Origin of the sequence: Acetobacterium sp. (assembly GCF_036508315.1) — a bacterium.
Taxonomy (GTDB): Bacteria; Bacillota; Clostridia; order Eubacteriales; family Eubacteriaceae; genus Acetobacterium.
Genome location: NZ_DATCHP010000083.1, coordinates 1 through 5,760, shown reverse-complemented (window position 1 = coordinate 5,760; position 5,760 = coordinate 1). Strand labels below are relative to the sequence as shown.

Sequence of the window (5,760 nt, the reverse complement as noted above, 5' to 3'; positions counted from 1 at the left end):
CTTTTGTAATCTCGGCGCCCAGCTTAATATTCCACTTACCCAGGGAGAAGAATCCCTGGGGGTGGTTGCCATGACCCAACCCATTGAAGAAATAAGGGCCATTTTAGATGCCCATCAAAATATTGTAGTCATGAAAATTTCTGCCAATAATGCCCTGATGGCACAGGAACTTGAAAAACGGGGTCTGGAAAAGGCCTTTGTACTAGTATCCAATATTGGCATGGCAACACAGAATGTTGTCAGAGACATTGAAGTTCTCAAAGGAAAAATTCCCTACCTGTCTACACTGTTAATTAAAAAGAATTATCCCATTGGTTAATTCAGGGAGCTATTATGTTTAATAAAACCATTGAAAAAAACGGGAAACTATTACGTTACGGCTATACCACCGGGTCCTGTGCCACGGCTGGAACAAAGGCAGCCCTGGAAATGTATCTGAGTCAGGAGATACGGTCATCCATTAAAATTGATACCCCTAAGGGCTGGCCTCTGGACCTGGTTCTTCATGATCAGCAGTTTGGTTCAAGTGAGGCATCCTGCTCAGTAATTAAGGATGCAGGGGATGATCCGGACATTACCAACGGGATTAAGATTTTTTCAAAAATAATGCCCTCGGCTAAAAGCGGCATTCAGTTTTTAGGTGGAATTGGTGTGGGTACCGTCACATCGGTGGGACTGAGTATTCCTCCCGGGGAGCCTGCCATTAACCCGGTGCCCCGGGAAATGATGACCCTTGAAATTGAAAAGGTTTTAGAAAAATATCGAGATTTGGGTAAAACAGATTTGCCAAAGGGATGGATGGTTGAAATCAGCATTCCCCAGGGGGAAGAGCTGGCTAAGCGTACCTTTAATCCCAAGCTGGGAATTGTCGGGGGACTGTCAGTGGTTGGTACCTCAGGTATTGTGGAACCGATGAGCGAGGAAGCCTTAAAGTCCTCATTAAAACTTGAACTGTCAGTGCTGAAAGCAAAAGGTGTGAAGGAAATTATTTTTGTTCCGGGAAATTACGGCAAGGATTTTTCCCTCGGTCTGGGGCTTAATGAAGAAGTCCTGGTGAAAACCAGTAACTTTATGGGGTTTATGCTGGATGAGGCCGAACGCATGGGTTTTGAAAAAATTCTTATAGTCGGCCATTTAGGAAAGCTGGTAAAGGTTGCAGGTGGAATTTTTAACACCCATAGCAGTGTGGCAGATGGCCGGATGGAAATTCTCACAGCCCATTGTGGAATCCTGGGAGGCTCCCGGTTAACCATGAAAAAAATTATGGCATCAAAGACTACAGATGAAGCCACAGCTTTAATCCTGGAAGAAAAGCTGCCTGATTATTTTAATCATTTGGCAGAGGTTGTGAAGAAAAAGATAACCGATCGGGTTTATGGATCCATTGAGGTTGAGGTTATTCTTTTTTCAAAGATCCATGGTCATTTAGGTGAAAGTCAAAATGCAGGAAAAATGAGGGAAAGATTATGTATCCACTAAAAATTATTGGTTTAGGCCCAGGGCATCGGGATTATATTTTGCCCATTGCAAAAAAAGAAATTGAAGCTGCGGAAGTGATTCTTTGCGGGGTGCGACATGCTGAAAGCTTTGATACCAAGGGCAAGGAAATGCTTTATATCGGCAGAGGTACCCCTTTGAAAGATTTAATGGAAGAGGTTGCAGGACTCTATAAGACAAAAAAAACGGCTCTGGTGGTATCCGGGGATTGCGGTTTTTATAGTCTTTTATCCTATGCCAAAAAGGTTATTCCGACAAAGGATATTGTATGTATTCCCGGGATCAGCTCCCTCCAATATTTTTTTGCAAAGCTTAATTTAACCTGGGAGGACGCAGAATTAGTGAGCCTTCATGGCCGCAAAACAGATTTACTCCCGGCCCTCATCGAAAATAAAAAGCTGGGTCTTTTAACTGATAAAAGTCACAATACAGCATTTATTGCTAAAACCATGCTAACATCCGGCGTAGAGAACAGTATTATTTATGTTGGAGAAGAATTATCCTACGCCAATGAAAAAATTACAAAGCTGACAATTAAGGAAGCTCTGGACTTTAAAGAGGAAGGAATGGCAGTGGTGGTGATTGTAAATGAGTAATATTGCAGGTTATAAAGATGATGATTATATTAGGGGAAAGGCTCCTATGACCAAACGGGAGATCCGCATACTCACCATTTCCTTACTGGGGATTAAATCCGGGGATGTGGTCGTGGATATTGGTGCAGGCACCGGGGGAATTACCATGGAGGCCGCCTACGCGGCAGCCCCGGGAACAGTCTATGCGGTAGAGGCTAAGGAAGCAGCGTTAGAATTAGTAAAAAAAAACAAAGAGCATTTCCATGCCGATAATGTTGAAATTATTCAGGGGAAGGCCCCGGAAGCTTTATCCGCCATTACCAGGGATGTGGATCGGGTAATCATCGGGGGTTCCGGGGGAAAGATGGACGATCTTTTTATCTGGTGCCGGGAAAAAATCCGTAACCGCGGCCGGGTAATCGCAAATTTTGTTACCCTGGAAAACGCCGCTCAGGCCACGACCCTGATGAACCGGTATTTTGAAAATGTTGAGCTCATCCAGGTAGGCATCAGCCGTGGCGAAGGCATTGGGGGACTGACCATGTTAAAGGCTGCGAATCCTATTTTTATTATTACCGGAGATGTTATTAAATAGACTGTTTAGTTCGAGAAGGGTAAACCCCTTCTTTTTTTATGTTTGAAATTTTGGGTTATTATTATTAAAAGCAAAGGTGAATTATGCCTGCTGAAAAATTACTGATTTTTGAGAAAATCCGATCTGATCAATAGTGACAAAATATAATTAATGCAAAGTATAGAACCGTATATTACAATGTGTTTAGTTGTATTTAACGTCAGTTATCAGGAAAAAGGTGAATTATCGTGAATATTGAAATTAAGAAAAGTGTTAAAGACTATTTACATCAAAAAAATGTCCAGGATATTTATATTGCAATGGACAATCGAGGTGGATGTTGCACAGAAGGTGCTGTTTATGTTCCTATCATTAAATTAGGAAAACCAGCTAACAGCGGATTATATGATCTCTTTAAGGTAGATGATATTACATTTTACTTTCCCAAAAAAATAAATAATGCAGAAAATGAAAATATTACCATAAAGCTTCGCAACATTCTAGGTCATAAGTCTTTAGTTGTCAGTGGATTGCTGGGATTTAAATATTAGGCTTTGTTGAGGATTATTCAACATCTGTTAAATCCAGAAACAGAATGATAAAAATAAAGTCGCATTTTATATGATTATTTTATTTACATAACGGGTATATATGATAATGATGGTAAATAGCTTTTCAGGCTGATTTTTTATCGGCAAAATTAAAATACAGTTAACAGCTTAAAGTATACACATATGAAATATAATCGCATTGTATTGCGTTATAATATTTTGTATTGCCTTGTGTTGTCTGCTTTTAAAGCAAAGTTTAAATTAGTGTAGGGTTTTTCAAACAAACAGACTATAATAGAGTGATTAAGAAAATATGGACGTGAAGCAGAAGATGCTTAAAAATAAATGCATTTAAAAAAGAGAAAATTAAGATTGATAACAATTATTGCCTAAGGAAGAGGATACTGTCATGGTAAAGGAAAAGGAAAATATGAAACCGGTGGAAGCAATCCCTGATATCAAAGACAGCAATGAACAGACACCTGAAGTCAAAGACACCAAGAATCAAAAACATGATGTCGAAGCCAGTTCGCCCTTAATTTCTGAAAAAACTACAAAGGATGAAATACCTGAAGTTGAAACTGCCAAGAAAAAAACACCCGATGTCAAAGACAATAAGGTTGAAACTTCAACTAAGAAAGGTGCGAAGACTCGGAAGACCCTTGAAAATAATTCGAGTCATTTTCCTATTGTGGGTATTGGTGCTTCAGCAGGGGGATTGGAAGCCTTCAAAGCTTTTTTTTCTGTCGTACCTGTTGATTCAGGCATGGCATTTGTGGTGATTCAGCATCTGGATCCGACTTATAAAAGTAATCTGGATGAAATTCTCCAGCGTGAGACCAAAATGAAAGTCTTTGAGGCGAAGGATGAGGCAGCGGTTCAGCCTAACTGTGTTTATATCATTCCGCCAGGTCAGAATCTGGCCATCAAAAAAGGATCCCTGCAATTATCGGAACCTGCCCACAAACGCGGACATCGGCTGCCCATTGATTTTTTCTTCGAATCTTTATCCCGGGAAGATCATCCCATTGGCATTGTGCTTTCCGGCACCGGGGAAGATGGTACCCTGGGAGTAAAAGCCATTAAGGCAGCAGGCGGCATGGTACTGGCTCAGAGCTCTGAAACCGCTGAGTATGCTGATATGCCGGAAAGTGCTGTTGACGCAGGATTGGTTGATCTTGTTCTAGCGCCAGGTGAGATGCCTGCCCGGCTCAGTGAATATTCAAAGTATGCCTCTGTTAAACTTCAGGACTCTGATGAAACAAAGGGTGAAAAACCTGATGCCAAAAACAGCAAAGATGAAAAACATGAAGTCAATGAAAATTCACCCTTAATATCTCCAGCGGAAGATGAAGAATTAATGGATGAGAAGCCTGAAGTTAGAGATGCAAAGGCTAAGAAACCTGAAGTCAAAGATACCGGAGATCAGGAACCTGATGCCAAAGAAACAAAGGATCGAACAGCCAATAAGAAAGCTTATGTTCCCCAAAAGGATCAGGAGAATTCTGAATACAAAATCCCAATTGTAGGTATTGGAGCTTCAGCCGGAGGGTTGGCAGCATTTGAAGCTTTCTTTGCCGGAATGCCTGCTGATAGAAATCCTGATATGGCTTTTGTTCTGGTTCAGCATCTGGCTCCGGATCACAAAAGTATCCTTAAAGAGATTGTTCAGCGCTATACCCGGATGAAGGTCTTTGAGGTTGAGGATGGAGTAGAGGTTCAGGCAAACTGTGCCTATATTATCCCACCAGGCCAGGATCTGGCTTTTCTTAATGGCAGCCTCCATTTATTAGAGCCTAATGAGCCAAGAGGACACCGCCTGCCCATTGATTTTTTCTTTCAATCTCTGGCTCAGGACCAGCACGAACGCGCCATCGGCATTATTCTTTCCGGTACAGGAAGCGATGGTACCCTGGGAATAAGAGCCATCAAGGGAGAAGGAGGCATGGTTATAGTCCAGAGTCCTGAATCCGCTGAATATGATGGTATGCCAAGCAGCGCCATTGAAACCGGATTGGTGGATTTTATATTACCGCCAAATGAGATGCCGGCCCAGATTATAACCTATGTTGCCCATGCATTTGTGAAATATCCCTACGATTTTGAATCCCAGCCAAAGCTGGAAAACATACTTAACAAGATATTTATTCTGATCCGGTCTCAAACCGGTCATGATTTTTCCGAATATAAGGCCAGTACGATTCTGCGGCGGGTTGATCGTCGAATGGCCGTTCATGGCATTGATTCGAAGGACGAATACCTCAGATACCTCCAGAAGACACCCTTTGAAGTGGAAGAACTCTTACGAGATCTGCTTATCGGGGTGACTAATTTTTTCCGGGACCCGATGGCGTTTAAAGCACTTGAGGAAGAGATCATCCCAAAACTATTTTTAAAAAAGACCGCAGATACCCAAATTCGTGTTTGGTCCACAGGTTGTTCCACAGGTGAGGAGGCTTATTCCATTGCGATCCTCCTTCAGGAACGCATGGATATGCTTAAGAAAAGTTATATTATTAAAGTGTTCGGTACCGATATTGACACCCATGCCATTGAAACTGCC

General features: G+C 41.8%; 6 protein-coding genes. All 6 read left to right on the top strand.

All coding sequences use genetic code 11. The annotated features are described in order from the left end of the window. The coding region (locus VIK44_RS10250) for an SAM-dependent methyltransferase (protein ID WP_331553808.1) at positions 1 to 319 on the top strand (319 nt) is incomplete at its 5' end. Between the two features lie 14 nt (positions 320 to 333). Continuing rightward, entirely contained in the window at positions 334 to 1,479 is a 1,146-nt protein-coding gene (gene cbiD / locus VIK44_RS10245; RefSeq protein WP_331553807.1) for a cobalt-precorrin-5B (C(1))-methyltransferase CbiD, read from the top strand. Further along, on the top strand, positions 1,467 to 2,093 hold the full coding sequence (cbiE, locus tag VIK44_RS10240; protein WP_331553806.1) for a precorrin-6y C5,15-methyltransferase (decarboxylating) subunit CbiE: 627 nt from the start codon (positions 1,467 to 1,469) through the stop codon (positions 2,091 to 2,093). The genes cbiD and cbiE overlap by 13 nt, the downstream gene beginning before the upstream one ends. Further along, positions 2,086 to 2,667 (top strand): precorrin-6Y C5,15-methyltransferase (decarboxylating) subunit CbiT, encoded by a 582-nt coding sequence (gene cbiT / locus VIK44_RS10235; RefSeq protein ID WP_331553805.1) that lies wholly within the window; start codon positions 2,086 to 2,088, stop codon positions 2,665 to 2,667. The genes cbiE and cbiT overlap by 8 nt, the downstream gene beginning before the upstream one ends. A 227-nt stretch (positions 2,668 to 2,894) precedes the next feature. Beyond that, positions 2,895 to 3,197: a CC/Se motif family (seleno)protein gene (locus tag VIK44_RS10230; RefSeq protein ID WP_331553804.1), complete on the top strand. Its 303-nt coding sequence runs from the start codon at positions 2,895 to 2,897 to the stop codon at positions 3,195 to 3,197. A 409-nt stretch (positions 3,198 to 3,606) separates the two neighbouring features. After that, positions 3,607 to 5,760 (top strand): chemotaxis protein CheB (locus VIK44_RS10225; protein WP_331553803.1); only part of this gene is annotated, 2,154 nt, incomplete at its 3' end.